The sequence below is a fragment of the Vreelandella sulfidaeris Esulfide1 genome, assembly GCF_054072535.1.
Genome location: NZ_JBSVSF010000002.1, coordinates 66,812 through 90,086, shown reverse-complemented (window position 1 = coordinate 90,086; position 23,275 = coordinate 66,812). Strand labels below are relative to the sequence as shown.

General features: G+C 53.1%; 31 protein-coding genes and 3 pseudogenes. 22 read left to right on the top strand and 12 right to left on the bottom strand.

From position 1 onward, the window contains the following. Nucleotides 1-68: 68 nt before the first annotated feature. Both ACW44H_RS20190 and ACW44H_RS20185 read right to left on the bottom strand, forming a co-directional pair. Nucleotides 69-770, bottom strand: a complete 702-nt coding sequence (locus ACW44H_RS20190; protein WP_127061349.1) for a hypothetical protein — start codon at nt 768-770, stop codon at nt 69-71. Then, nucleotides 748-1,323: a helix-turn-helix domain-containing protein gene (locus ACW44H_RS20185; protein WP_035561861.1), complete on the bottom strand. Its 576-nt coding sequence runs from the start codon at nt 1,321-1,323 to the stop codon at nt 748-750. Before ACW44H_RS20185 ends, ACW44H_RS20190 begins: the two co-directional genes overlap by 23 nt. On the opposite strand from ACW44H_RS20185, the gene ACW44H_RS20180 reads away from it, so the two are divergent. Then, entirely contained in the window at nt 1,322-1,864 is a 543-nt protein-coding gene (locus ACW44H_RS20180) for a hypothetical protein (protein WP_035561865.1), read from the top strand. The two genes, ACW44H_RS20185 and ACW44H_RS20180, sit on opposite strands and share 2 nt — an antisense overlap. A 5-nt stretch (nt 1,865-1,869) precedes the next feature. On the opposite strand, the gene ACW44H_RS20175 is transcribed toward ACW44H_RS20180, so the two are convergent. Continuing rightward, the gene (locus ACW44H_RS20175; RefSeq protein WP_113270617.1) at nt 1,870-2,202 is read right to left on the bottom strand and encodes a DUF2274 domain-containing protein; all 333 of its coding nucleotides are present in this window, start codon (nt 2,200-2,202) and stop codon (nt 1,870-1,872) included. A 142-nt stretch (nt 2,203-2,344) separates the two neighbouring features. On the opposite strand from ACW44H_RS20175, the gene ACW44H_RS20170 reads away from it, so the two are divergent. After that, complete coding sequence (locus ACW44H_RS20170) at nt 2,345-2,962, top strand: helix-turn-helix domain-containing protein (protein WP_127061347.1); 618 nt, start codon at nt 2,345-2,347, stop codon at nt 2,960-2,962. A gap of 1,215 nt (nt 2,963-4,177) precedes the next feature. Here the strand turns inward: ACW44H_RS20170 and ACW44H_RS20165 are convergent. After that, nucleotides 4,178-4,714: a hypothetical protein gene (locus ACW44H_RS20165; protein WP_035561874.1), complete on the bottom strand. Its 537-nt coding sequence runs from the start codon at nt 4,712-4,714 to the stop codon at nt 4,178-4,180. 195 nt (nt 4,715-4,909) lie between these two features. Next, nucleotides 4,910-7,264 carry a DNA topoisomerase gene (locus tag ACW44H_RS20160; protein ID WP_127061345.1) on the bottom strand — a complete coding sequence of 785 codons (2,355 nt, stop codon included), beginning with the start codon at nt 7,262-7,264 and terminating at the stop codon, nt 4,910-4,912. 458 nt (nt 7,265-7,722) lie between these two features. On the opposite strand from ACW44H_RS20160, the pseudogene ACW44H_RS20155 reads away from it, so the two are divergent. The 11 genes and pseudogenes from ACW44H_RS20155 (at nt 7,723) to ACW44H_RS20105 (ending at nt 12,600) form a co-directional block, all read left to right on the top strand. Next, nucleotides 7,723-9,486: pseudogene (locus ACW44H_RS20155) on the top strand (AAA family ATPase). After that, nucleotides 9,470-9,907, top strand: a complete 438-nt coding sequence (locus ACW44H_RS20150) for an ATP-dependent DNA helicase (RefSeq protein ID WP_167408820.1) — start codon at nt 9,470-9,472, stop codon at nt 9,905-9,907. The pseudogene ACW44H_RS20155 and the gene ACW44H_RS20150 overlap by 17 nt, the downstream one beginning before the upstream one ends. Continuing rightward, nucleotides 9,888-10,037, top strand: coding sequence for a hypothetical protein (locus ACW44H_RS20145; protein ID WP_457509109.1), 150 nt, complete (start codon nt 9,888-9,890; stop codon nt 10,035-10,037). Before ACW44H_RS20150 ends, ACW44H_RS20145 begins: the two co-directional genes overlap by 20 nt. Continuing rightward, entirely contained in the window at nt 10,034-10,165 is a 132-nt protein-coding gene (locus tag ACW44H_RS20140; protein ID WP_268762343.1) for a hypothetical protein, read from the top strand. The genes ACW44H_RS20145 and ACW44H_RS20140 overlap by 4 nt, the downstream gene beginning before the upstream one ends. Before the next feature lie 8 nt (nt 10,166-10,173). Further along, nucleotides 10,174-10,326 carry a hypothetical protein gene (locus ACW44H_RS20135; protein ID WP_457509108.1) on the top strand — a complete coding sequence of 51 codons (153 nt, stop codon included), beginning with the start codon at nt 10,174-10,176 and terminating at the stop codon, nt 10,324-10,326. 80 nt (nt 10,327-10,406) lie between these two features. Further along, entirely contained in the window at nt 10,407-10,544 is a 138-nt protein-coding gene (locus ACW44H_RS20130) for a hypothetical protein (protein ID WP_185858944.1), read from the top strand. 60 nt (nt 10,545-10,604) lie between these two features. After that, entirely contained in the window at nt 10,605-11,045 is a 441-nt protein-coding gene (locus tag ACW44H_RS20125; RefSeq protein ID WP_113270610.1) for a hypothetical protein, read from the top strand. 4 nt (nt 11,046-11,049) lie between these two features. Further along, complete coding sequence (locus tag ACW44H_RS20120) at nt 11,050-11,430, top strand: hypothetical protein (protein ID WP_113270609.1); 381 nt, start codon at nt 11,050-11,052, stop codon at nt 11,428-11,430. Between the two features lie 9 nt (nt 11,431-11,439). Next, nucleotides 11,440-11,721, top strand: a complete 282-nt coding sequence (locus ACW44H_RS20115; RefSeq protein WP_127061337.1) for a hypothetical protein — start codon at nt 11,440-11,442, stop codon at nt 11,719-11,721. Beyond that, nucleotides 11,708-12,112 (top strand): hypothetical protein, encoded by a 405-nt coding sequence (locus ACW44H_RS20110; protein WP_113270607.1) that lies wholly within the window; start codon nt 11,708-11,710, stop codon nt 12,110-12,112. Before ACW44H_RS20115 ends, ACW44H_RS20110 begins: the two co-directional genes overlap by 14 nt. After that, nucleotides 12,109-12,600, top strand: coding sequence for a hypothetical protein (locus ACW44H_RS20105; RefSeq protein WP_113270606.1), 492 nt, complete (start codon nt 12,109-12,111; stop codon nt 12,598-12,600). The genes ACW44H_RS20110 and ACW44H_RS20105 overlap by 4 nt, the downstream gene beginning before the upstream one ends. Before the next feature lie 77 nt (nt 12,601-12,677). Here ACW44H_RS20105 and ACW44H_RS20100 read toward each other — a convergent pair. Next, nucleotides 12,678-13,765 (bottom strand): IS3 family transposase gene (locus tag ACW44H_RS20100; protein ID WP_253504891.1). Its coding sequence is split into 2 segments (ribosomal slippage): nt 12,678-13,504 and nt 13,504-13,765, totalling 1,089 coding nucleotides; the frame shifts between segments, so codons are not numbered across the junction. Between the two features lie 166 nt (nt 13,766-13,931). Continuing rightward, nucleotides 13,932-14,285, bottom strand: coding sequence for a hypothetical protein (locus ACW44H_RS20095; RefSeq protein WP_146779539.1), 354 nt, complete (start codon nt 14,283-14,285; stop codon nt 13,932-13,934). Between the two features lie 229 nt (nt 14,286-14,514). Between ACW44H_RS20095 and ACW44H_RS20090 the strand changes: the two are divergent. The 4 genes and pseudogenes from ACW44H_RS20090 to ACW44H_RS20075 all read left to right on the top strand — a co-directional run. Next, a pseudogene (locus tag ACW44H_RS20090) lies at nt 14,515-14,658 on the top strand (IS3 family transposase); the annotation flags it as partial. Between the two features lie 903 nt (nt 14,659-15,561). Further along, a complete protein-coding gene (locus tag ACW44H_RS20085; RefSeq protein ID WP_113270605.1) occupies nt 15,562-15,807 on the top strand; it encodes a hypothetical protein in 246 nt (81 codons plus the stop codon). Between the two features lie 35 nt (nt 15,808-15,842). Next, nucleotides 15,843-16,124: a hypothetical protein gene (locus ACW44H_RS20080; protein WP_457509107.1), complete on the top strand. Its 282-nt coding sequence runs from the start codon at nt 15,843-15,845 to the stop codon at nt 16,122-16,124. A gap of 364 nt (nt 16,125-16,488) precedes the next feature. Beyond that, the gene (locus tag ACW44H_RS20075; protein ID WP_146779538.1) at nt 16,489-17,400 is read left to right on the top strand and encodes a hypothetical protein; all 912 of its coding nucleotides are present in this window, start codon (nt 16,489-16,491) and stop codon (nt 17,398-17,400) included. 181 nt (nt 17,401-17,581) lie between these two features. On the opposite strand, the gene ACW44H_RS20070 is transcribed toward ACW44H_RS20075, so the two are convergent. Both ACW44H_RS20070 and ACW44H_RS20065 read right to left on the bottom strand, forming a co-directional pair. Further along, the gene (locus tag ACW44H_RS20070; protein WP_127062883.1) at nt 17,582-19,075 is read right to left on the bottom strand and encodes a competence protein CoiA family protein; all 1,494 of its coding nucleotides are present in this window, start codon (nt 19,073-19,075) and stop codon (nt 17,582-17,584) included. Nucleotides 19,076-19,236: 161 nt separating this feature from the next. Then, entirely contained in the window at nt 19,237-19,764 is a 528-nt protein-coding gene (locus ACW44H_RS20065) for a hypothetical protein (protein WP_101145376.1), read from the bottom strand. 212 nt (nt 19,765-19,976) lie between these two features. Between ACW44H_RS20065 and parS the strand changes: the two genes are divergently transcribed. Further along, a complete protein-coding gene (gene parS, locus ACW44H_RS20060) occupies nt 19,977-20,429 on the top strand; it encodes a type II RES/Xre toxin-antitoxin system antitoxin (RefSeq protein WP_101145377.1) in 453 nt (150 codons plus the stop codon). After that, nucleotides 20,426-20,890, top strand: a complete 465-nt coding sequence (locus ACW44H_RS20055; RefSeq protein ID WP_101145378.1) for an RES family NAD+ phosphorylase — start codon at nt 20,426-20,428, stop codon at nt 20,888-20,890. The genes parS and ACW44H_RS20055 overlap by 4 nt, the downstream gene beginning before the upstream one ends. 98 nt (nt 20,891-20,988) lie before the next feature. Here ACW44H_RS20055 and ACW44H_RS20050 read toward each other — a convergent pair. Then, nucleotides 20,989-21,316, bottom strand: a pseudogene (locus ACW44H_RS20050) (IS1595 family transposase); the annotation flags it as partial. Between the two features lie 16 nt (nt 21,317-21,332). Here ACW44H_RS20050 and ACW44H_RS20045 point away from each other — a divergent pair. Continuing rightward, nucleotides 21,333-21,590, top strand: coding sequence for a hypothetical protein (locus tag ACW44H_RS20045; RefSeq protein WP_101145379.1), 258 nt, complete (start codon nt 21,333-21,335; stop codon nt 21,588-21,590). A 125-nt stretch (nt 21,591-21,715) separates the two neighbouring features. On the opposite strand, the gene ACW44H_RS20040 is transcribed toward ACW44H_RS20045, so the two are convergent. Both ACW44H_RS20040 and ACW44H_RS20035 read right to left on the bottom strand, forming a co-directional pair. Then, nucleotides 21,716-21,937: a hypothetical protein gene (locus ACW44H_RS20040; RefSeq protein WP_101145380.1), complete on the bottom strand. Its 222-nt coding sequence runs from the start codon at nt 21,935-21,937 to the stop codon at nt 21,716-21,718. Between the two features lie 50 nt (nt 21,938-21,987). Next, complete coding sequence (locus tag ACW44H_RS20035; protein ID WP_052703860.1) at nt 21,988-22,488, bottom strand: hypothetical protein; 501 nt, start codon at nt 22,486-22,488, stop codon at nt 21,988-21,990. A gap of 259 nt (nt 22,489-22,747) precedes the next feature. Between ACW44H_RS20035 and ACW44H_RS20030 the strand changes: the two genes are divergently transcribed. Both ACW44H_RS20030 and ACW44H_RS20025 read left to right on the top strand, forming a co-directional pair. Beyond that, complete coding sequence (locus ACW44H_RS20030) at nt 22,748-22,969, top strand: hypothetical protein (RefSeq protein ID WP_035557803.1); 222 nt, start codon at nt 22,748-22,750, stop codon at nt 22,967-22,969. Further along, nucleotides 22,953-23,273: a hypothetical protein gene (locus ACW44H_RS20025; protein WP_035557806.1), complete on the top strand. Its 321-nt coding sequence runs from the start codon at nt 22,953-22,955 to the stop codon at nt 23,271-23,273. Before ACW44H_RS20030 ends, ACW44H_RS20025 begins: the two co-directional genes overlap by 17 nt. The last annotated feature ends 2 nt before the right edge of the window (nt 23,274-23,275 follow it).

The window sequence follows — 23,275 nt, the reverse complement described above, 5'->3', positions numbered from 1 at the left end:
CGGGGATGCGCTATAGGCGCTCCCCGTTGTGAGAGCTGCAACAGTCAGAACAGAGAGTAGTAACCTCTTCATGGCAGGTGTTCCTCCAGGGTGGTGACATCGTAGGGATAGGCGAAATGGGTCACTTCGATTACGTCAGGATGACTGTCCCGAACGCCAGCTAAAGAGGGGGTATGCGTAATGCCCAGCCGATCGAAATGCCATTCCTCTGCGAAGTACACGGCTTGGCCAAGATCAGACGCCAAACTACCTGGGTCTCCTGCTGTGACGATTACTGTTAGGTTGGCTGGGTGTCGGGCCTTTAACGTCATGGCCAGTTCACGCTGATCATCGGCTCGAAGATCAACAACGAGGAGCCAGTTCTCTGGCTGTATGTGCTTGAGGGGGTTGACCTTGGTGCCGGCCTCATAGATGACTCCCCACTGGTATGTACCATCGGATTGCCGCTTCAAGGCTTCGATGTCTTCACCTAGCGTATAGGACGGATCTACGAAGTGAGTTTCGGTATGCTCGGCAATCGGGACGAACCAATCGGGGATGTCTCTCGTATGATTTTGAGCTTGCCCTGCTAGGTGCTCATTTACGGAGTCCCAGTCGACACCATGCGCCTCTGCCACGATCGCCAGCCGCATGTCGGGCTCTACGATTTCCCAAGTAGGGCCAAGTACACCTAGGTCCTGATCAGAGGCAAGTGCGGTAGTGGATAAAGCAGCTCCTAAGAGTGCTACCGATAACGCTGCAATTTTACTATACTGTACTACGGTTTCCATGTTTAAGGCGTTCCAATCTGCGGTATACGCTGCGCTCGGTCATGTTCGCTGCAGCTGCGATCTCAGCGGGCGAAAGGCCTTCGCAGTGAAGGGCCAACAAGTTTTCATGAGACAGCTCAGTTCGAGCTGAGCGTTTGGGTAGGTCGATGAGGTGCGCTGAAGCCATCGAAGTGGTCTCAACGAAAGCCTCAGGGTCAATGTCGATTTCGTCGTTGAACTCTTCAGTGAAACCAGGGATCTGTTCAGCCATCAGATCAAACTGCTCAGCCCTGGGTTCGCTATCAGCCTGACCGGCTTTATGAACGGTCACTGGTAGGATGGTATGGCGGCGCCATGTGCTGACCGCGAGGAAAGCCGCCTCACCAGCATATTTCATGATCGCATCATGGGAATACGAAGGGTCATATTCCTTAGAAAACCAGGCAACGTATATTTCCTGCTTCATGTCCTCCTGCCATTGCCTGGGGATATGCAAACGGGCTGCCGTCCAACCAACAAGTCGCTGCATTTCAGAAGGCGGGTGACTTGCCAAATATTCATAGAGGTTAGTCATGCGTGACGCACTCCTGAACGACCTGATCAACACGCTCGAGAGGCATGGCTGCGAAATCAAGATCAGCATTCCGACAACCCGTGGGCGTGCTGAACGCAGCAAGACCGACAGTGACTTGGCTCGACATATTGCTACTCTGCGAGACGATTACGGCATGACTCTGGCCAAGATCGCAGAGCACCTGACGGGGAAACTTGGATGCTCTATTTCCGTGGCATCCATTCATACCTGGACAGGGGGAGCGGTCCCTCGAAAGGTCGGATATGACAAAGTGCTCAATGCTCTTAATGAAATCATGTCCGAGCACGTCGCTATCGAAGGCGGTGCTTGGGTCGATTCCAAAGAGATCAAAGCTACTGTAGAGCGCTGGATGGAAGTAATGACCCCACGCCAGATAGCCGTGGCTGCTGACGAGGCTGTTACCTCTGTGCGCAGTTGGGCTACAGGCAATCACCGTGTTCTGCGTACCAAGTGGAGACGTGTTGTTCCCCAGGTAGAACAGATGTGTGAGATCATCCAAGCGCAGCATATCGAGACCTAGTACCCTTATGCCTGGTGCTGCTCACGCTGATGGCTTTGTGCCTCAGCGTGAGATTCGGTTTCAGCTTCACCAGCTGAGGGGATAGTTCCTGTGCCTCGTTCCTGTTGTTTTGCTTCCAGTTTTTTCTTTCGTTCCTCCTCTCTCAAGAACCGCTTGAATTCACGGTCTCTATCCATGACATTCGTGAGCATTAGGTCCACGAGATCGTTATTTGCAACTTTCTCGCCGAATGTCTGCTGATAAAGTTCTTTGTACAGTTCAAGGCGGCCAAGCGTTGACTCCGGCAACTGCAGCGGAAAGTGTTTTTTGGGATCGTGTTCAATACGGCCGATGAGCATTGCTTACTCCTGGGTTAAGATGTAGCGATGCAATCTTGCCGCTGAGCGTGCGGCGCTGGATAGGCAATAAGTATTAGAATTTGTTATCCGGTATAGTTCTATTTGACTAGATGACATGCTGACGTCATATGGGGAGAAAAACTTGGATCAGGGAAAAAATGATAAAGACCTACAGAAGGTCATCGACGCAGGAATCCGTAAAGGGGGTTCAGGCCCTAAGGATGGACAGAGGGGAAAGCCCAAAGGACCAAGAACTGACTACCTGCAAATCGAGCCCGAAACGCCTGGCTATAAGTTGGTTCAGGTTATCTTCGAGAGAGCTGTTGGCGAAGGGCTGGCTTCCACAGACCTAGCCGACCACCTTGGCATTGCGCCGAGCACTCTAAGCCACTTGAAAACTGGACGTAGGCTTGCCAGTAGCCTGGGCCGGGATGTGATTGAAAAGTTTGCAGAGTTTCTGAACTATCCGGTGCTTGCGGTTTTGATCCTGGCCGAGCAGGTACATCTGTCTGACTTTTACTCGCCCCGAAATGATCTGGATCGTGCCATTGATCGGGCACTCCAGTTTATGGCTGACGATCCAGAGTGGGGAGGGATGATGCCCAAGGACCTTGAAGGCGCCTCAACGCATATGAAGTTATGGAGTGTGTGGATGTATGAACGCGCTACAAAGACCCGCCTTATTACGGGTGGGGTAGATTACCTGGACCTGCTCAAGAGCATGGATGAATTCAGGGGGGAATATCCCAGTCAGGAATAGGGTCTTCCCTTTCCAAGAAAATGATGCAGTTGCCGTGGCAGTGGTGAGCGTAGCTTTGAAACCGCGGTGACTAGGCATGCCTTAGGCCAGGGACAGGGAACATCCCCCGAACTACCCTGATTTGATTATAAGTCCGTGAATCGTTCGAGTTATACGGCGCGGTCGCTCCGGCTATCTTCGCCCATCTCAATAAAAGATAGTTTACGAGCATCTCTGGAATTGCATATAAACGACTAATTTTAGGCGGTATTCTGTGTTAGCGCGTATCTATTTTAGAAGGTTTTTCTACAACTTTTTGAATGGTTTTATGTGCGGCCTGGTGTGCTTTCTTGTTGTGTTCACCGTTGCAGTTATTCGTTGAGTCAACGAGAGCACATGAGCCGCTACGCGGCTGAATAAGAGCCAGGCCACGACACGCCTAGATTTGCTATAGTTAAAGCCGGAAAAACGCCCCAAGTCACTTCGTTTTGTTAGAGCAAGCAGGACTGCTGTGGGAGAGCAAGCGATCTTTCTTCTGCTGTCCACGAAAAGCACATGGGCCGCTTCGCGGCCTATCACGAGGCAAGCCTCGAAACGCCTAATATTTGCGATTTCTAATTCCTTAAACCGCCCCGATTCAACTTCGTTCTAGCCCGCTATTGTCTCCTCATGCTCACGCATCGAAGGCGCCAGCATAGAGCGCGGTGGCATGGCCTTCCCACACCCCGACAAGGACGTTTTCACCGTTGCTGCTCACGCATCGAAGGCGCCAGCATAGAGCGCGGTGGCGTGGCCTTCCCACACCCCGACAAGGACGTTTTCACCGTTGTTGCTCACGCACCGAAGGCGCCAGCTTGGTCAGCAATGGCGCGCTTGGGATCTCATATATAAGGGAATACATATTGTATTAGGAGGTGCTTTCATGGAGGTTGATTCCCGTATGGGGTATTACCTCTCCCCCACCCTCTCATACCTACCAGCGCGGTCATTTAGTAACTGTCATCCATCCCCCGTACAAGGATACCCAAAGGGTGGTTGCCCATGGGTATAGCTCTCCGTAGGAAGGAGTAACGCGCATAGCGAGTACACATATAATGGGTGAGATGCATCATGGTGCGTTCACCATTACGGTGAACATCTAAGCCCGCTTGAGGCCAGTTCAGCGTCTCAAAAACGGCTTGTAGAGTGACACTCCCAGCCATAGAGGAATCAGTTGGTGCGCAAAAAAAAGAGCGTCTAGCTGTCCTCTTTGCCGCCATGTTGGCCTAGCTCTGGTCGATAGTGACGTGCAGTACCAATGGCCTTATTGATGCGCTTCAAATGGTCGATGAAGCGTGCCCTACGTTCGATCAGCACGAGAGCTTCTGCTATCAGTTCCCGTGCCTCTTGAGGTACAGATTTCGCTCTTGCTGCTACCCCTGGTCGCTGTATTCTCACAGCATGCCAGGTTGATGGAGAATGCCGGCTATGCTGTTGTCGGTTGACCCATTTACGCCATACCGGGTGAGGGCAACCGAGGCATCCATAACCACACCGACTAACATCTAAAAGTACCGCACCATGGGTGCGTGGTTGGGCTTCTCTGATGCGTTCAACGATGTCCAGTAGCTGCCTTGTGTACTCCCCCATAATTGCATCTATATCTGCCGTCAGTGCGCCGACCATTAGCTCGGCCTCGTGAGCTAGTACCTCTCTATCAACTGTACGGCGTGAGCGACGTTGATTAGTGCTTTCAACCAGTAGTTCATCGTCGTCTTGGTGGGCTTCATGCATAACGGTTCCTATCGTCTCCTATCAATCTTAAAGGATATTTTCTGTGTGCTTTAAAGGTGGTGAGCGGGTACGTCTGGCAGGTGTTAAATTGAACGCCTTCCTTGGCGAGGGATTGTCTTGTTCGGTAGCTTTTGATGTGATCGTACTTGTGCCCTTGCCCCGCCCAAGGGGTGCCCGGCCTACCTCTCGGCGCGGCTAGCGTGGGTGCTCGTTGAGGAACACGCGGCACTCTTGTATTGAGGTGCGGGCAGCCTCGGGTAGCGTTACTTTGTAGCGCTTCGCTGCAGACTCAGCAGCAGCTATCATTCTCGCGGTCGGTGCCTGGATCTGCATGTACTTGTCGATGAATGTTTTACACTCCCTGAAGGAGGTCAGCTCTCCATTCAATGTCACCTCATTCTCATCCGCTAAGCGCATCGCCAAGGCCTTCATCTTGTCAGTGGGTGGCGGTGTTTGCTGCATTACTTCGTCCAGAAATGAGCGACACAGCTCGAAGCTCTTTTCGATGCCTTCTGGTAGCGTGAGACTGCGAGCTGCAGCTAGCTTTCGTGCAGCAGAAACCATGTTCTCTGTGGGGCCATTGGCCGTTGCCAAAACAGCCTCGGGTGCATTGTCCATGATGTCGATTGCCTCTTTGATACGGGTGGTGATGAAGTCGCGTTGAGCGGTTATAAAAGTGTCACGGGCATGCTTTGCCGCTGTGTCGTTGGGTGCATTCTGGATCGCATCGAGCTGGCGCTCCCAGGCGGCTGTCACACGCACATCGGAGAGTTCGGAGGGGGTGTTATCGATGAATGCGCGGCCTCGCGGGGTGGAGACAATAAGCAGCTGTTTGCCCTTACGCTTGGTGGTTATGTATTCACGATCAAACAACGTCTGCAAAACGGTATCCCGAGTGGCTGGAGTGCCTATCCCTTCAGCTTTTCGGAGTGCTTCTGCATCTTCACCATCGACGTGCCGGCCTGCATTGAGCATTGCGCTCAGTAAGTCGTGCAGCGTGAAGTGTTTGGGCGGCTGTGTGCGTGCCTCATGAAGCCTTACTGCCTCGACGGGAGTGTTAGCGCCGGTTACCAGTGGCGGCAGGTCTTTCTGCTCTTTGTGGTCCTCGAAAGCAGTCATCCAGCCGGGGTCAATGATGCGTTTGAAGGTGCCAGCAAACAGCGCTGGCTGTCGCTCAATCACGTCCTCAACATCTATGCTGGCGCGGACACTCAGGGACTCGACGGTAGCGGCTGGTAGGAGGGCCTGGATGAATTGTTTTGCGCAGGCCAGATAAACCTTTTGCTCGGCCTCAGTGCGTTCTGACAGGTTCGGTGTCTTGCGCGTTGGGATGATCCCGTGGTGGTTCATGGGCTTGTCGGTAAAACAGCGTGGACGTGGCGCCTCGGCACCCTCCATGCAATGCCGGCGTCCAGCTTGCCGAGCTGGCGTCATGAGCGTGTCATCAGCCTTTGCTGCGCCCCCCAAAATGGCCAACAGATCGGTCCGGTTATAGAGGCTTGCGGGCAATTCGCCATGCTCTGTTCGGGGGTAGGTCAGGTAACCATCGCTTCGCATTGAATCGGCTGCTTTCAGCGTCTGTGTGGCCGTGAGGCCGTACTTTTTTGACATGTCTCGCTGAAGCGCTGTGAGGCTGTATGGCAGCGGTGGATGTTTGGCTGTTTGCTTTGTCTCGGCCTCCAGAATGGCGGCGTTATCGACGGTCTCTAAGCGCTTGGTGAAGGCCAACATGGCTGCCCTGTCCAGGAACATTGGCTTGCCTTCATCCTGCAGTTGGATGCTGCTGGCGCCAGCTATTGGGGTGGCTGGAGAATAGGTCAGCTCGCCCCCGCCCAGGGTAATCTTTGCCTGGTAGTGATCGACTGGAATAAAGGCTTCGATTGTGCGATCGCGGGTAACAACTAGCCCAAGGGTGGCGGACTGTACGCGGCCGGCCGACACGAGCCCAGCCTTGCCCTTGCCTTTGGCTAAATCGCTACCCATAAGGCCCATGCGTGCGGTTGCCGTGTATGCACGGACAAGGTACTGCCAGAAGCCATCCGCGTTGGCGCGGGCCTGCTGAGCCCGCCAGAAAGATATGGTTTCTCCGGCGTTCCTGAGGCGCTTGGCCGCGGCCTGAACATCGGCCGCTTCCATAGAGCCGGTCAGCCACATCCGCTTCACCGAACCGCGGTACTTAGCGTATTGCAGGATCTCGTACCCGATGGCTTCGCCTTCGCGGTCTGGATCGGTGGCCAACCATACTTCTGTTGCTTGAGAGAGTTCTTTTTTAAGGTTTCCCAGGTATTTCTTACCGCGGTCGGTAGGCGTCTGAGGAAAGGCGGTAGGTAGGGGCAGAAGACTGCGGGGATCGCGCCAATTGGCCTCTGGGCTCACCTCGGAAGGCTCAACAGGCGCCAGCAAATGCCCAGCGGCCCAAACTAAGGTAAGTGTGATGCCATTCCAGGTGCCGGTGTAGGCGTTGCCGCTGCGCGTAAGACCTAAAGCAGGGGCTATTTTGTCGGCCTGGTCGGAGTGTTTCTCACACAGAATGAGTGCTCGTGATGTCATCCTGAAGGTCGTCCTTCGGTAGAGGAAAGTAAGCGGAATAAGCACCGCTCAGAAGCAACCGACAATACGATGTCTTTCATCTCTAAAGTGTGTTGTATTCTTAAAAAATGTCGTCTAGTATAGTAACACATAGTAAGCAGAAACAGCTTAACAACCCATCGCCGAACGAATTAAGCGGATTGCGTCCGCTATCTCCTCTCTCCCCTGACACGGCTTCGGGGATGCGCATTAGCCGTCTGGTCGTCTCGGTAACGGGGCTACCGGAGAGCCCTCTGAGTTAGCCCTGATCCGGCTTCTCTCTCACTCTCAACTCAGAGGGCTCCCCAGTAGCAGATCCAGAGTTTGAAGTCGGGCGCGGCCCGGGCGTGCTGACAATCCACGCTCCCCAGTAAGAGCCTGTTTCCCTGTACCTCACCCGGCCTCCCCAGCCGGGTTTTTTTTATTTGCGAGGGCGATCCATGGACAACCTTGAGGAATTGATCGGCGTGATCAGTGCCGTTCGTTTCGTAGGTGATGAGAGATTTCAGATCCTGACTGTGCGCGATGCTCAGGAACAGGAGGTAACGCTGGTGGCTGTATGTCAGCCGCTCAACGAGGGGGAGTCTGTGCAGGCCCGCGGCACTTGGGGCACGCATCCTAAGTTCGGCAAGCAGTTCAAAGCCGATCGGCTCATCACGCAAATACCTCAGGAGTCCAAAGCGCTGGGTGCATACCTTGCGAGTGGCAAGGTGGCCGGCATTGGCCCCAAGTTCGCTGCGCGGTTGGTCGCCCATTTCGGTGATGGGCTGCGCGACGTACTCGGTGACGAAAAGGCCTTACGGGCTGTGTCAGGCATCGGTAAGAAGAAGGCAGTGGGGATAGCGGCGAGCTGGAATGAGTACCAAGAAGCGCGTGATGCATTGATCTTCCTGCAGGGGCATGGTCTGGGCGCTTCACGTGCAATGTCGGTCTTTCGCCAGTTGGGCCAGGAGACCATTGCGAAAGTATCCGCCAACCCCTACCGCACCTTATTGAAGACTCGAGGTATAGGGTTTCGTATAGCCGATACTATGGCTCAATCTCTTGGCTGCGAGTTGACCCACCGCGATCGACTCATTGCGGGGCTTCGCCATGTCGTTGATGCACGATCAGCCTCGGGGCATACCCTGGCAACCTCGGATGAATTGGCCTCGGAAGGCGCGCAGCTCCTCGGGGTCGACGTGGCACGCATGGCCTCGGTTGTTGAACTGCTGCTGGCGCATGAAAAACTTATAAGTGTTGAGGGCGGGCTAGTTGGCCTGCCTTCGCTGGTGGAAGCCGAGAGAACCATCGCCACCGCGTTGCTAACGCGTGCGGTGCATTGGAATGGCTGCAACCAAGTGCGTGTTGATGGCGAGCTGTCGGATGGCCGGGTGCTCAGTGATGAGCAGCGCCAAGCATTGGAGACCTGCCTTGCGTATGGGGTGGCTGTGCTTACGGGTGGGCCGGGGGTGGGGAAAACCACGGTGACTGAGGTGCTGGCGCAGACACTGGATGATGCTGGCCTTGAGCTGGCGCTGTGTGCGCCAACTGGCCGTGCCTCTCGGCGAATGTCGGAGGCAACCGGGAGGCCGGCGTCTACTATTCATCGTCTCCTGGGCGCTGGCGCCAGCGGCTTTGAGTTTAATGCTAGCAACCCGATCGAAGCGGATGTAGTGATCATTGATGAAGCATCGATGGTCGATGTGCCGTTGTTTCTGGCTCTGGTGGTGGCGCTGCCTGACCACTGACGACTGTTCATCATCGGTGATCAGGATCAATTGGCCTCGGTTGGGCCGGGAAACATTCTTCGCGATGTGATCGCTTCGGGTGCTATCCCAGTGGCACGTCTTCAACAGATCCGGCGACAGGGGCCAGGCTCGCAAATTACTGTCCAGGCGCACGCCGTCAACCAGGGCAATACTCCTCAATCGGTGCCAGATAGCGACTTTGAGATTGTCGAAGTGCCGGAAGGCGGTGACCCCGAGCTGATGTGTCGTGTGGCATTGCGGGTGGCCACTGAAGACATGCTGGCGCGTGGCTTCGATCCTCTTTATGAGGTGCAGGTGTTGACACCCATGCACGGTGGTCCGGTCGGAACCCGTGCTCTCAATGAAGCGTTTCGAAGCTATCACGTCCCGGGCGATCGGGGCTCGGTGACGATCCATGGGCGCCAATGGGCGCCAATGGGCGCCAGGAGACAAGATCGTGCAGACCGAGAATGACTACAACCGTGATGTCTTTAATGGTGATCTCGGCTATGTAGTGTCGGCAGACGCTGAAGACAAAACCGTGCTGGCGCGGTTTGAGGATAGAGAAGTGCTGTTCACCAGTGACGCGCTCGGCAAGCTGCAACTGGCCTATGCAATGACCGGCCACAAGGCGCAAGGGTCCGAATTCCCGGCCGTGGTCATTCCTCTAGTGCGATCGCACTGGCACATGCTTGAGCGACAGTGGCTTTATACAAGCCTCACTCGTGGAAAGCGCCGTGTCGTACTGGTTGGCCACCCTTCTGCTATCAAGCGAGCCGTCAACCATGTCACCGGCCAGCGCCGGCTCACCTCACTACCGATTTGGTTGCGCCAGCCAGCCCTATCAGTATCACCAACCCATAAAGGAGAGAGCTATGGCCAAACGAGCGCTTGAAGTCGCACAGCAGAATAGACGTGTCCCCCAGGATCGCGGCGAGCCAAATACCGCCTGCATTCAAGGCTGGCTAAACCGCAACTCCCAACCCGGGAACGCAGAGGCGACTTTAACCGGAGGTGTGGCATGAGCAGCTTCATCGCCATTCTCTGGGTCGGCGCTCTCGCGTATGCCGTCTTCCTCGCTGTATTGCTCATTCTCGGCCGGGGCAATCTCAAAGATCGTCGCTTTCTAATTCACTGGATGGTCGCTTTCTAATTCACTGGATGGTCGCTTGGTCGGCGCTGCTGGCGCTGACGATCGGTATACGAATGGCTGCGGCGGAGCCTGACCAGCCGCCTCCCTCTGCGCCGCAGTTGGGAACGCCGATGGCCGTGGTCACCTCGGCAGGCGGTGAATCCGAACCGGAGACGGACTAGAAAAGCTGTTTACCCCTGCCCTCTTGGTGAGGGGGCTAGGGAGAGTCGGCAGTGTGTGAGCTTTGTGGAGAGTCAACGTAATGGGCAATCAGTCACCGACAACACGCTTCATTGAGATGGTGCCACCTTTGCTGGTGCTTGCCGGCGCGATCGCGCTGCTGCAGGTGCATGCGATTCAGTTTTGGACGGAGTTTGTAGGTCCAATGGGCTGGGCCTAGGCTGTTCTCCTAGAAGTCGTTGCATTGTGGCTCTGGTATCAGCGCCAGCTGGCGCGGCGAATGCTGGCCATGGTCGCCAGCGTGCTTACGCTTACCGGCCCCATCTATATGGTTTGTGAGCCTCTGGTAGAGGAATGGCTGTCGGCATCTCACGTCGACGCTGGCCGGGAGCTGCAGCTCGAGCGGCTGGCCCTAGAGGCCTCGCGTCTTGAGGAGAGCATCGATACTTTCTGGGCAAATAGTGAGGCCCGGGCGGGCTGGCTCGAACCCATACAGGTAGCACAGGCTCGTCTCGCCGAGGTCGACAACCAATTGGCAACTCTCGTGGCGGCGCCCCCCTGCCGAGTGCTCGACCTGGCGCCAGCAGGCCTTGATCGGGATGCAAGCGGTGGCGCTGCTGATCTTCCAGCTGGCCGCGGTGCTCGCTATCACATCTCTATCCAAACTGCGCCAGCAAGCAATCGCCGAGGGTGTCACCCCGCGCCCTACCTCCTCTGGTGACAGGTTGCACGAGGAACCGCCCGAAATTGGGCAGAACTTGGTTGTAGCAGGTGCGCTACACACCGAGGCCGGTACATGCAACCTCGAACCGGAGCTGGGTGTGCCCAGTATGAGTGAAGCGAATAATGACAGTGAGCTGGGAAAGGGAGGGTTCGCGTATGCCGATATTGTCGTACTTCGTGATGCCCTGGAGCAACTGCTCAAGGACAGAGAAATGACACAGGCAGAGTTTTGTTGTGAACACGATTTCTCGCCAAGGGATCTTTCGCTGCTGCGCCGACATGAGGCGCGCTGTGCAGCGGGAGAGCGGACGATCTCCATCACAGCCTTAGATCGGCTGGCCGAGCTTCTTCGGCGCCAGACAGCCAGCTGTGCTGCAACGTAGGGGGTAGACATGGGCTCTGCACTCCATGAAACGAACAAGCAGGATTTGCTCGCAGGCAACGCGCTTGTGAGTGAACTTCATGATTACCAGCGTCATCGTGCCGTTATTGAGCAGGATCTGCGGCGTGTTGGCATCACTGATACCACCCCTCTTGAATTGGCCGATCGCATCATTGCCGATGCGATGCACTCAGCCTATGCCTGCATGCTCAGCGCCCACAAGCTGACTCATGCCGGTATTGCCAAGGGGAGCGAACACAATCACAGGAGACAAAGCGATGGCGAAACCTAGTCATTGCAAGGGCGAGCTGGTAGCACTCTCTAGCGGTGGGGCGACCCATTACCAGTGCAGCGGGCTATATCGAGCACTTGTTGACTTCAACCTGGGCGAGCTTGCCGAACAGTATTGCCTGCAGGCCCCTTATCGCGAAGCGACACTAGATAGTCTCAATAAGGGCATCGTAACCATTGACGACATTAATGCGATGGAGGCTTCCGGTGCCTATGCGCATCGGGACATCTCGGATCTAGGCTTTGGCCAATACTTGATTCATCGCGGCTATTTACAACTTGTGATGATCAATGAAGTTCACTGTGGTGCCGGCTTTTCTCCCGACCTTGTGCGGGAATCAGCCAATGCTCGTGCACAGACGCTGAGCCAGCTTTCGGGTGGCCATGCATGAATGCCATCGCCCCGCCCCCCATTCACTTTGATATGCCAGATAGCACCATGACCGAGCGAGCCTCATGCCCAGTCTGTGCCTGTCAGGACAGTCCAGACTATCTGAAAAGAAACACCGACTGGTTTCATGCGCACTGGCTGGTGTGCCAGCGGTGTGGTTACCAGACCACCACACATTCTTCCTACGAAGCGGCCGAACGTGACTGGGACAAGGCTTCACTCGGTCGACAAGCAGAAGAGGCAGGGCTGCTTGTACCGGCCATTCAGGTCTTTTCGATGCGTGACCTGGAGCTGTTGGAGTCGCTTCAGAAGGAAGCCTCAGAGGGTGATTGTGCGCGTACCTATCTTGTCTCCCGTGACTCACTGGTGCGGTGGAAAGAGATCGCCCGCCTGGGTCGTGACGAAGTAGACGAAACACTGCAACCAGCAGTCGCGTCTGTCGAGCGGGAAATAGCTGACTTACTTCAAGCTCAGTGTGACGAGGACTGATGTCACCGCGCTGTTGCAAGGAGTGACCAATGCATATTGGTAATCCCCCCATTTTCAGAGGGTTTCAAAAGTAGAGTTCAGACCACAGCGGCCAGTTTCTGTTGAGGGGTGATCCCTCCAAGCCCCATATTAGGGCGCTCGTGATTGTAGTGCCAGAGCCAACGAGTGGCGTAATCCTGAACCTCTTCGGTACTTTCAAACAGGTATTGGGCTAACCAGTCATAGCGCACCGTTCGATTGTAGCGTTCTATATAAGCATTCTGCTGGGGTTTTCCTGGCTGGATAAACATCAGCTGAATACCTTGACCTTCCGCCCATGCCGATAACTTACCACTGATATATTCTGGCCCGTTGTCACAACGAATAGAGTGCGGCTTACCACGCCATTCAATGATCTGGTCTAGCGCCCGGATAACTCGTTCAGTAGGCAACGAGATGTCTACTTCGATACCAAGACCTTCTCGGTTAAAGTCGTCGATCACATTCAGTAGACGGTAGCGACGACCGTCGCTCAGTTGGTCATGCATAAAATCCATAGACCAGCTGTCATTAATCGTTTCAGGCACCGCTAAAGGTTCAGGCTTCTCGCGGATTAACCGTTTCTTCGGTTTGATCCGAAGATTCAGCTCCAACTCTCGGTAAATCCGGTAGACCCGCTTATGGTTCCAACGAAAGCCTTTCACATTACGTAGGTGCAGGAAGCACAAGCCAAAGCCCCAGTTTCTCTGGTTATGCGTCAGCGTGATCAACCAGTCGGCGATTTGATCGTTCTCGCCGCGGAGCTTCGCTTGGTATCGATAGCAATTTTCACTGATGCTAAACATCCAGCAGGCTAGGCGGATGCTGACGTGCTTTTCCATGACGGCTTTCTGCGCCATCTCACGGCGACGAGACGGCTTCACCACTTTTTTTCGATGGCTTCCTTGAGGATATCCGCTTTCAATCGTTCCTCGGCATACATCTTCTTGAGCCGTCGGTTTTCATCCTCTAGCTCTTTTAGCCGTGCCATCATGGACGCATCCATACCACCGAATTTAGCTCGCCACTTATAGAAGGTCGCGCTGCTCATACCGTGCTCACGACATAGCTCCGGAACCGGGGCACCGCCTTCGGCTTGCTTGAGGATTGACAGTATTTGGCTGTCAGAAAAACGTGATTTTTTCATGCAGAATCTCCCTGCGTTTAGCTTACGGAAAATTCTACTTTTGAGCACCCTGGTTTTTCGGGGGGATTACCTATTCATTTGCGGGTTCGAAAATAGGCTACCTAGCGAGGCATGTAAGCCTTCAAGGGTGCTACCTACCCGCACCGGCGCAGGCCTCAAGTCGGAGCTAGTTTGTTTGAGTACCGGTAGGAACTGGCAGACCTTTACTGGCCATACAGTTGCGCCATGCTGACCCTGCAGACGAACCATCAAGATATGTTGACTCAGCAACTGGGATTAGTTGAATAATAGAATGCTGTGAAGTAGCGATATCATACTGACTGATATCGATTTCATCGAAAGGAACAGATTTTAGGGTGATCATTCCACCATTTTGCTCACGCAAAGGCTGTGAAGTTATGACAACTTCATTAGAGCATTCTTGTGCCCCATCAAAGAACTCGCCCAATGTTGGTGAGTCTGCATAAGTGTTCGCTGATACTAACAAGCTGAATAGGGCTATAAGTCCGATTTTATGCATTCAAAGACCGTTACTGTATGTCAGAACTAATGTATTACGGCTGAACATCAGGAAACTTTAATACTATTCTCTTCGCCACGCCCATGCGGTATGACGCTATGCATAGACAAAACAACGCATAAGTGAGGCTACTACAAATGAATCACCCGGGTTTCGTAGACACCTCCAGGCCTTATACCTAAGTCATCTAGGAGGAACCATGAGCCATCCCCGTTGAACTGAAGAATTTAAAATCGAAGCCGTCAATCAAGTGGTAGAGTGCGGCCATCGTTTTGCCGAGGTCGATGAGCATTTAGAAGTGTCAGGCCACAGCTTGTACTATTTGATCAAGCGTTACGATAAGCCGGTAGATCAGCGGCAAGAAGATGATTAGCTCCAAGCTTAGAACCGTTGTAAGAAGGCTGAATCCAATCGTGTATCAGAAGAGCGAGAATATAATATAAAAGGCTACCGTCGGCATGACGCTCAGGACTTCTCCATAGAGTCCCACGGGGGGCACGCGTTTATTCAAAAGCATACGAGACAATATCCGATATGGCGCTTGTGCCGCATGAGAGCCGTTCACCCTAGCGGCTCATACCCCAGACTGGCTATTGAGGACGTCCTAGCGAACGCACTCGGGCAGAGAGGTAGGAGCAGGCTCGAATGTAACCAGCATAGCGGTGTCGAGGTTGATCGCTAGGTTCATGGAATGCCTTAAAGTCGTGATACTGATGGCCTTTGTAATAGAGTACAGTGCACACTTTATAATTAAGGCGCACACTTTTTATTAGTTACTATTGAGCTGACTTACCGAACTGCGGAAGCTTAAAAGCCAAGTGTTTATCGTGGATGGGTTTTAATGCCTAAATATTTCCAAGCATTGCAGATGTGTGCATTGCACATTAAACTATTTGCAGCACCTATTAAAATAGATGCCAAATGGTGAACCTCATGGCATCAACCGTGCAGATCGAGACGATCAAATAGGACCCTGAGATCCAGCGTCTGATTCGCGACAATGAGTTCGTTGCTGAGTTGGAGCCTTGGTCTGCCATAGATATTCACCAAGCAGTCGATTTGCTAGTGGAAATCGACCTTGACTTATGAGAGTCCACGCTGTGTGGCGCACTACACTCCCCTGGTCTTGCAGAAGCGCATACACAGAAGAGTGCCAAGTGTCGCGCTAGGCGCTGCTGGGGCTTTGAGGCGTAGTCTTCACCTGAATGCGCTTTAAGGCGCCATACATGAAAGAGCGTTGCTGGTAGGCACAGTGGCGATATATAGAGAGATATTAATGAGCACTTCAGAGAAACCGACGAATGAAGCTCTCCGACAGCTGATGGAGCGGCATGGCTTGAACCAGAGTCATGTGGCCACCTTGACTGGGTATAGCGTGGAGACGGTGAAGGGCTGGTTCGCCTCGCCTGATTCTACCCGCTACCGCGCAGTGCGTAAGCCGGTGTTGGAATCGGTGCGCCGCGCTATAGAGCTAGGAGAGCACTACACTCTGGAGGGAGTGAAGATTCCCAGGGTGAAGTAGTAAGAGCAACACCAAGCCAAGGAAATATATTGATTATGTTGATAACAAGAGTGGCAGTGTTGGTTCTTGCAGGAATAATGTCATCTACCACGCTCGCAGATGACCTTGGGACAAAAGAGCCACAGCCAGGCCTTTTCGACGGCATGGCCGAAGACATGCAACGCCGTCTTGACGAAAACCACGCCGCTAGGCAGGCAAATGGCAACAACCCCGGCCCAAATGTGGATGCCCAGCCAGGCCTCTTCGACGGGATGGCCGACGACGTGCAGCAAAGTCTTAATGAAAACCACGCCGCTAGGCAGACTAATGTCGAATAAGAGGAAAAGAGGAAAAGAGGAAAAGAGGAAATAGCTCATAAAATGTCTACTTCGTTGCAAAGATGCTCCCGCTTTAGGTGTGTTGATCGTGTTATCAATCTTAGGCGCCATCATCGGCATTTCTGTGGGCCTCAACGTGGTTTGGAGAATGCCATGAACATTTTTCCTGGGCTGCTGGCTGCAATTGTGATAATAATTTTACTCCAACACCATAACCGCTAGTACATGCCAAATGATTTTACGAACCGATGCAACGCAACATATTGCAGAAAAGCCATTCAGTCTGAAAGTTTATAAATTTTTATCACAGGCACTATGTTGAAGTTTGCTTGAGCAAATATAAAAATATAGAAAGGAAAGCCTTTTGAAATTATACCACTACACGTCAGTGCTTCAGGCCTGTGACATTTTTCATTCTGGTTTATCTTATGGTGTATATCGAATGGAGCTAGGTAATGACCTTGCTCCTGTAGTCTGGTTAACCACGAGCCCAAGTTGGAAGAATCATGGACTGCCAGAGGGAAGTTTAATAACGGGTAAGGGTGATTTAGATTTAGTCCGTCAACGTGAGGGTGTATCTAGTAAAACGTTATACTCAATGGATAAAACAAAGATCAGAATAGACCTAGATGATACTTATCTTCAAACGCTAGACATAAGTGCATACCGCGGTACCGACCGACAAGATTGGAGTGGGCTCATTGACTTTGAGAAATTCAGTAAATACATTCTAAGAGAATCAAAAAACTTTCGTAACCGTCTTGGGCATTCTACAGATCCAAGTTATAAAGCGTTTTCTAAGGACGAGAGAACCGCGCTGAGCTGTAAAAAGCCTAAAAATATTTCTACTTGGAAGTTGTACTTTGGAAGCATTCAGCCAGAAAGATTTATGTCCGTCAAATATAGAGAAGGAAACGAGTATGTACCGTTTGATTTTTTTAAACATGGTTACTCGGCGATGGAAAGTAGTGGTGTGGTCTATCTTAGAGAAAAATATCTTAAGCAATTTCATGGCCTATGCCCGCCAATAAATGATTTTGAAGTTCCAAAGATTGCTGCATTCTGTACAAGTGCTGATTCCATTCCTCATTTGATATGCAAGTATGGGGAAAGTTCTTGGATAGTATATCTTGATGAAGACTTGACTGTGGAATTAACGCGCGGTGTCCTGCCAGAAAATATAGATAATATAAGAACGCTTGTATTAAATAGTCGTATTGAGGCTGAACGCGCTTGGGATATTGCAGTAAAGCGTTACCAGTTTTTTTATAAATAAGTATAAATATCGATTGCTACGAGATAGACAAGTGTACGAAGAATATTGACTGGTCCAGTATGTGAAAGAGGGCAAGGTTAATTCTGACGACCTCCTACTCAAAGTCTTCTAGGACGCAGCGGCTATCGCCGAATCACAGTTACTCTCAGCTTGAGCGGCCACTTTGCTTGTGCTGATGGTATTAGCGCCAGCTGTTAGCAGGCTTGGGTATGAACGCAAGTTCATCCAGCTTGGCAGCTAGCAGATGAATCATATTGAAATTGTCCAATTCGCCAACGAATTCTGCAATCGCATCCAGCGGCCTTGGAAGTAGCTCCAACGCCATTAACGCAGGATCTTCTGCGAGAATATGGTAGTAACGAGCAGTATTCAGCAACTGCTCGGCACGCTGAAGAGCGACAATAGGCTGGTATCCGAACTCCCCAAGATAGCGCTCGATGGCTTGGATTGAGATCCAGTATCGGCTTTGTATGCTCTCACGGGTATAGACGACGCCTAGCAAGGCCACGAGTTTCCACTCACGAGACGGCACCCCGAACATCCAGTCATATTCCGTGCGTGTCTCAACCGCGGTAGGAATGGCTTCCAGGTCCATTTTGTGAATATCTCGTTCGAGGTTGTGCCGGGCCATCGGCAAGCAGAACCGTGTTGATGTAGCCACCTTGCCAGACCTGGCATGAATACGCTGACAGGACGCGAAAAGTTCCATGGCGAGATGGCGCATCTCATGAAGATCGAGTTGCTGACGCTCTTGCTCCCAGGTTTTCTGTTGCCGATGCCGCTCGGCTTTAGCTTCGAGTTGACGTGCAACCTCGGCTTCGCGTCGTCGGATTTCGGCCTGCTCGGTCGCTTTTTCTCTCGCCCGGCGTTGCTCCTCCTCCCGTTGGCGTTTTAATTCAGCGTGTTTCTGTTCCTGAGCTTTAAAATAAGCTTCCATCCGGGCATGTTGTTCACGTTGTCGCTGCTCCTCTTGTTCCCTTGCGATATTCGCCTGTGCTATTCGTTTGTTGGCCTTCTCGATCTGCTGCTGAAGTCTTGGGCGTAGCTTTTCCTGCTCCGCTTCGATCTTGGGATTTACGATCCAGTAGGCTCGTTGATAGTTAAATACATGCTCTTCGAGCTCGACCGGTGTTAGGTTCCGTGGTATGTCCCCCAGGTCGATTTCGATGCAGCGCTGGCCACGGGACTCAAGCCGCTGCTGCTTTTCCGCGTCGATGAAATGGGTTACGGCCACCTCGACTAGGATTTCTATCTGACCCAAGCTCACGATAAGGTCAGGGCGGATGTCCCCCAAGCTGAACTCAAGTTTTGTGTCATCCACCGGCTGCCGATCGTGGCCGGGGAAAATGACCTTAGATTCGGTGTGCTTGTAGCCAAGGCTATCCTTCGCCTCAAGTACCGCCTGAAGCAGAGGAATGGGTATTTCCTTTCGGTCTGCGATCAACTGCTTTGCGGCTAGGTGTATTCCGGTTTCAGTGCCCCCAGCGCATGGTCGGGTCCCTCTGGCATGTGCGAAATAGTGACGGACAATATCCCCCATTCTCGCTTCAAGCGGTGTTCTGCATTCAGGACAGACACAGCCGCAACGGCCGCCGCGTTCGGCCCTTGTGAGCTGGCTGATATGCACCAACCTGTTATTGCGGATGCCGTAAGGGATTTTTGCGCTGTTTTTCATGTAATTGCGTCAAGAGAGGTTGTGCTGAGCGAGTGTGCTCGATAGCTCTCCCCTGGTAAAGGGACTAGGCGGCGTGAATTACAGCCGGAAGCTAACCGCCCTGCTCGATAGTGGTGAGCTGCTAAGTTGTCAGTTTTGGCTCGCCATCAATCGATCTTAAGCTAGGCGTCCGCATCTAGTTCATCGAGAACGTCGAAGATTGAATAGCCGCGCACTTCGCTAGAATTGGGCTTTGGACTGCCAATGTCACTCACGAGGTCAGTTTCCGGTGTGATCATCACAATGTCATCGGTCACAGCTCGAGCGTTCCGCTTCAGAAGTCGATCATGGAAGGACGGGACCGTATCTATGAGGAAGAGATCGTAGCCGGCTGGATGAGCAACCTCGAAGATGGCCTTAATAGTGCGCTTGCCAAGCCGCTCCCAACGTAGGGCGAGCGGCATCATTATGTTACTAAGCTGAAGCTCTTCGGAGTCGTGCAAGAAGGTGACAGAGAGGACCAAGGTTCTGACAGGAGAATCGGCTTCTTGCTGACAACGGACCTGCAATCTCGCTCTGCCTGTAGGCGAATGGTACTCAAGTTCGAACTGATGCCAAGGCAGGGTCGCGAGCTTTGTCTCCAATAGCTCTTTAGCCGCTTGAAGTACGCTATTTTCAAACACTTGGTTATGATCGGTGGACGTGGGCATGCAACCTCTCCTGTTCTTTCGGTCTACTTTACCACTCTCTGTTGGGGCCTTGCTTACGCGATAAGCAATGTTGCGATGCAGCCCTTGGGCAAGCTGTAGCGCAGAGGCGCTATAGGTGCCCGCGCCTAGATCTGCCTGGAGTTGCAACCGCAGTGGCAGTCTTTCGATCTTCTGATACACTGTTGTTATATCAAATGAGTGGAGGGGAGGCCATGGAAGCTGCCATCGAAGAGTATCGGCCGAAGCCTAAGCCCAAGAAAGACGACTTTTGGAAGGCCCTGGGTCTTCCAGCGCGTGGGGCACAACTGCATGAGGCTTTGGAAAAAGGCGTCCCGTACAAGGTCTACACGGAACTTGCTGTGGCGTCTGGCCTGGAAAGCAAGGAGCTGGCGCGTTATGTCGTTATCAAGCCAGCGACATTGCAGCGAAGAGCCACGGCTGGGCGCTTCAAGCAAGACGAAGGCGATCGGCTGTACCGCTTTGCCGAGGTCTACAAGAGCGCTGTTGATCTCTTTGAAGGAGATCAACAGCGGGCGAGGCGCTGGCTCCTCAATCCGGTGCGCGGTCTCGGTGGTCGGCGACCGGTGGAAATGGTGGCGACGACTGCTGGCGCTGAAGCTGTGCTGGATCTGATCGGACGGCTTGAGCACGGCGTTTTCGCGTGAGTACGGTTCGTGGTTACCGCCTCGTAAAGCGGAAGTGGCTCCAGACGGCCTTCGATGGGGAGGGAGCCCGCTTGTACGGCGGTCGATGGAATAGCAAGGGGAAGGCCTGTGTGTACCTCGCCAGTGCTGAATCACTGGCTATGCTTGAGGTGATGGTTCATCTTGATGACTATCGGTTGCTGACACACTATGCGCTGTTGGAGGTGACTATCCCGGAAAATGCGCTGATGCGCCTGCCTGCCGATAGTCTGCCGGAAGACTGGATGGAGGAGCCGGCGCCCGCCTCGACCGCGGAGATCGGCGACAGCTGGCTTGAGAGCCAATCGAGCCTCGCGCTAGTAGTCCCAAGTGTCGTGGTGCCTCGAGAAACGAACTACCTGATCAACCCCAGTCACTCCTATTTCCAGGCATTGGCTGACAGTGCCAGGGAAGTCTCGTTCACCCCGGATAAGCGCTTGTAGCGCCTTTCCCCGCCCTTGGACAGGGACGGTTTGAGACCCCCTCCTTCTGCCTAGCTTGCAGCAGACCTGCCGAATCTCTGAATTCTGTATTTATATGGCTATGTTGGTATCTTTTGTTGGTTTGAGCCAATCGCTATACGTAGCCACATCTCCTCCGTTGGCTCTGCGGTTTCAAACAAACGTCGCCATGCCAAATAGTTGGGTAAGTACACCGTTCCCACTCCATGAAAGCGCCCCATCCATCCCTTTAAGCGGCTCATATAGCTGTTGACGTTCTGAATGTGATATTCCTTGCCGATCACGCGCTGATTATCGAGCGTGAGCAATACCATGGTTAGCAGAGAAGATGTTATACCAGCTATGCCCATCCGAACATAAAATCGAGTCGCAATTGATGATCGGCCCCAGGAACTCATGAACAGTAGATTACTTGAATGAATTGATGGCGGGCGTACAACGCGTCGCTGGCATGCTAAGCGAGATCAGTCATGCCGCTGGCGAGCAGAGCGACGGCATCGGCCAGGTGAATATCGCCGTGGCGGAGCTGGATCGCATGACAAAGCAGAACGCATCTCTAGCCGAGCTGTCCACCATGTCGACCGATCAGCTCAGCGAGCACGCCGAACGATTGGCCTCAATGGTAGGGCGCTTCAAGTTGCGCGGTGACCTATTTCCGGCTCAGGTGATTGCATCAACTTGATAGTCAATGACCTAGTAGGCATTGCTCTGTTTCGCATGCGAAAAAATTAAACCTGCCTCCAACGAAATCGAGCAGCAAACCGTTAAGGTTGCTGCCCGATCGCGTACTTGCAGTCTTGCATGGGGTTAACTCGGTTTCGTGTCGTGGTCATCGAGCGTTTCAGAGGCCGCGGAGAGCGATGCTTCGGCAAAGGCTGCCGCGCTCTCGCCGACTTCCTCGGGGCTTAATTTACCCCCTCCCTCACCAAGCAGAATGGCGTGCATGGCGGTCATCGTAAAGGCTTCCAGTCTCGTCATGTCCAAAGCAGACTTATCGAACCGCGATGTATTGAGATTATCGTCAGCCATTTTGCCCTCCAAAAGCTGAGCGGCCACTAATAGAGTGGCCGCTGATCGAATCAGATTCGTTCCCAGTCGCCACCGGCATTCTGGCAAGTCGTGACATTCTGATCATTGTCCTCGGGGCCACCAGTGACAGTGATGTGGTAATCAATGCAAGTACGGCCTTCACCATCGACATAAGTATCGCTCTTGACGATGTTCTGTTTCATGTTGGCAACGTCCTCGAACCCGACTTCGGATTCGCCCTGCAATGCGGTGAAAGCGCTTCGCATCCCCTTGTCAGCCAGACCTAGCGCGCCAGCGCCAACAGCACCGTAGGCGGCACCGCTCATACCTGCTTTTCCGCCATTAACCAAACCCTGAACGCCCTGCATGTGACTGGCCGAGTCTGCTCCTGCTGCGCTGACGCTATTGTTGTTGCGACTTCCTAGCACATCAGTGATCGCGCTGACGGCTGAGTTCTGCAACATGCCAGACCCTTGCGGGGCAGCACAACCAGCAGCCAACAGCAGCATTGATGTGGCAGCCAGACCCATGAGAGTACGCTTGATAGTCATTTTGATCCCCTTTTAATCCGTTGTTTTGATGGTTTCAGGCAAAGCTACTTATAGATATATAATTTATACCATACGACGTTTTATATTTAAAACTCTGCGAAGCATTTCCAGACAAAGTATTCTCTACACAATCCCGAACCATCGCAAACGCAGCGCCGTAAATCAGTAATAACGGCAATTAGTAATGGCGGAGAATCCGTAAAAATTGTCACATATTCATAGTTAAAAGATGTCGTCTAGTATAATTAAGGTTTGTATTATGGATTCAGGTGCTCTTATTGCGAACGCGCACGACGAGCTTTCCCTACTCTCACGACTTGTCGTTGATAGGGCGGCCCTGCGCGAAACCAACGAAACACTGACGCTGATCATTGATGAGGAGGGGGCGCGGTTACTGACGATGGACCGGGTGCGCCAAGAAATTGAGTGTGCTGTAAAGAAAGTGTGTGGGCTGGAGGTTGCCTATGAGCGGGCCGCGTAATTCCCGCCAGGCGAGACAGCTTGTTAGGCGTCTTGAACGCGACTGTGACCTGGATTGGCCAGGTGGCGCTGACAACGCGGCTCTTTTTCATGACCGCTCAGCCAGTCGGTGGGAACTCCACACACTCGAAGGCCCTTCGTTACCTGTCATCTCTGGCCCTACCCCTCTAACCCACCTGCTTCGAGATGGGTTCGTCCTGATCCGCTGGCCGGATGACAGCATCGAGCTTTTCCACGTTGAAACGGCAGAATCACAATTGAGCCACCGACTGAAAGAAGCGGAGGTGGCAGCAGCCGGGAGATGAAA